General features: G+C 69.1%; 3 protein-coding genes. 2 read left to right on the forward strand and 1 reads right to left on the reverse strand.

Translation table 11 applies throughout. The features are described from left to right. The coding region (locus ACGF0D_RS44190) for an ISL3 family transposase (protein WP_392926242.1) at positions 1-767 on the reverse strand (767 nt) is incomplete at its 3' end. A gap of 16 nt (positions 768-783) precedes the next feature. Here ACGF0D_RS44190 and ACGF0D_RS44195 point away from each other — a divergent pair. Further along, entirely contained in the window at positions 784-1,191 is a 408-nt protein-coding gene (locus ACGF0D_RS44195) for an NUDIX domain-containing protein (protein WP_392926237.1), read from the forward strand. Between the two features lie 27 nt (positions 1,192-1,218). Beyond that, entirely contained in the window at positions 1,219-1,689 is a 471-nt protein-coding gene (locus tag ACGF0D_RS44200; RefSeq protein WP_392926240.1) for an NUDIX domain-containing protein, read from the forward strand. Positions 1,690-1,778: the final 89 nt, after the last annotated feature.

The following is a 1,778-nucleotide window of genomic DNA, read 5'->3' on the forward strand; positions in this document are numbered from 1 at the left end:
GGATCGGGTAAGCCATCAGACCCAAGAATCTCCCTCCGAATTCCTCCCGACTGAGTCGGGGATACGACAAGGCGCCTCATGGCGCACTGCCAGCGGTCGCTGACCTGGACCGCGTTCGGCAGTGCGCGGCGGATGGCCTCGGCGTAGGTGGCCGAGCCGTCGCGGCACACCACCTCGGCACCGGGATGCTCTCGCAGCCAGGCCTCCAAGGTGGCGGCCTCACGGTCGGGCAGCACGTCGACGCGTTCACCGGTCTCGGCGTTGATGATGACCGTCGCGTAGCGGTGGCGGCGACGCAGGGCGAAGTCGTCGACCCCGATCACCCTCGGGACCGGCACGACCGGTGCGGGGATGCGTCTGAGCAGCCGCAGAGCAGTGGCGTAAGAGATGGGCACGGCCAGCGGGCGGGAGAGCCGGGCGGCCGCGCGGCCGCATAACTCCTTGACCACCTTCGCAACCTGGGCGGTCAGACGCGTGGTGCGGCGCTGGAGGGGCTCCAGCAGTCCAGGGACCTGCTCCCGGAAGGTTTGCCGCCGACAGCCCAGCACCGGACAGACGAGCCGCCTCACCCGGACCCGGACCACAACGCGGCGGCCGTCCACCGGCACGTCCGTCACCGTCCGCCGGTGGTATCCGTGCACCTTCGCAGTCGGCACCCCACAGACCGGACACGGCACCGGGACATCCCGCGTCCGGGCCGTCACCCGGACCACCTCACCACCCTCCACCACATCCTCGACGACCAGCACCGAAAGTCCCGAAAACACCACACCGACAAGCGAGTTGACATCAGCCACAGTTCATCGTCGCAGATGGGGACGCAGCGTCACCACCGACTACGGAACAGAGCCTTGTACAGACCCACCCCCGGGTGGCGTGCTGGAACTGGACGAGGCCATCGAGGACGGCGTGCGCCGCGAGGTCTACGAGGAGACCGGGATCAAGGTCGGCGTGGAGCGGCTGACCGGCGTCTACAAGAACGTGAACCGGGGGATCGTCGCCCTCGTCCTTCGCTGCCGACCGGAGAGCGATCAGGCGCGGCTCTCGGAGGAGTCGGTCGAGGCCGCTTGGCTCACACCGGCCGAGGTCTCCGCGCGCATGGCTGAGGTCTATGCCGTGCGTGTCCTGGACGCGCTTCAGGACGACGCTGCACCAAGTGTCCGGACTCATGACGGCCGGCACCTGCTGTGACAGGCCGGACAGTGGAGGTGGTGGATCATGCCCAGGCGTGACTACGTGGACGACCCGAACGCCCCGCGGGCGAACTCACTGGTTCCCGCCGCGTCCGTCGTGGTGGTCGATGACGCGGGCCGTGTCCTGCTCCAGCGCCGCACCGACAACGGGATGTGGGCCCTGCCCGGCGGCAGGATGGACATCGGCGAGTCGCTCGCCGGGTGCGGGATCCGCGAGACCCGCGAGGAGACCGGCATCGACGTCGAGATCACCGGGATCGTCGGCACCTACACCGACCCCCGCCACGTCTTCGCCTACGACGACGGCGAGGTCCGCCAGGAGTTCTCCATCTGCCTCCTCGCACGCCCGCTCGGCGGTGAGCTGCGGGTGTCCGACGAGTCCCACGAGGTGGGATGGTTCACCCCGGCCCAGACGGACGGGCTGCCGATGGTGTCGAGCATCCGCAAGCGGCTGGCCGACTGGCGCTCCGGGGCGATCCCCGTGGTGCGTTACTGACTTCGGCTTGTCAGGGTGATATTGGGGTGTCGAGGGTCAGGCCGGTGCCGGCTATGAAGCCGTCGAGGGTGTCGGGCCGGTACTGCAGG

The organism is Kitasatospora sp. NPDC048298, assembly GCF_043201465.1.
Lineage (GTDB): Bacteria > Actinomycetota > Actinomycetes > Streptomycetales > Streptomycetaceae > Kitasatospora.